Here is a 511-nt window from a genome sequence, read left to right as displayed (position 1 = left end):
GCACCTATTGTAACCNATGGGCCAATTATACTTCTGGCATTGCTGTTAACGTTGCAGCTTAATGATATAGGCTTGTTTATCTCTGCGATTTCTGTCTTTGGCTCTATGTACCTAGCTCTTATTGCATACAAAATACTTAAAACTCCAAACAACATCGACCCTAGTGTCGGGGGTAGCAAAAGCTCAAGCTTAGCTACGGCAGTAAAAATTAACTTCCTAAATCCAGCACCGTATATATTTTGGCTAACTATTGGCAGTAGCTATATTTTCATGGGCTCTAATATAGAGGCTGTTGTATTTATTGTTTGTACATTATTTAGTCTGTGTATTACGAAATTTTCTGTGGCTCTCTTTATTAAAGCCTTAGGAGAGCGGTTCAACCCGAGAGTTTACGCTGTCGTGCTTAAGTCGCTTTCTGTACCGTTGCTAATATTTAGTGGCCAGTTACTGTTTTCTGGTATCTCAATATGGCTGTAAATGGCATTGGCTATATCAATGACAGGCACGGCTA

The 511-nt window shown here is 39.6% G+C and carries 1 protein-coding gene; it reads left to right on the top strand.

Features of this window, described 5'->3' with window-relative positions; translation table 11 throughout:
- Positions 1-39: 39 nt before the first annotated feature.
- On the top strand, positions 40-477 hold the full coding sequence (locus A3766_RS32645; protein ID WP_369808621.1) for a LysE family transporter: 438 nt from the start codon (positions 40-42) through the stop codon (positions 475-477).
- Positions 478-511 lie beyond the last annotated feature (34 nt).

Source organism: Oleiphilus sp. HI0132, assembly GCF_001635845.1.
Note: the sequence above shows the minus strand (reverse complement) of the source record. Positions and strands in the feature narration are given on the sequence as shown.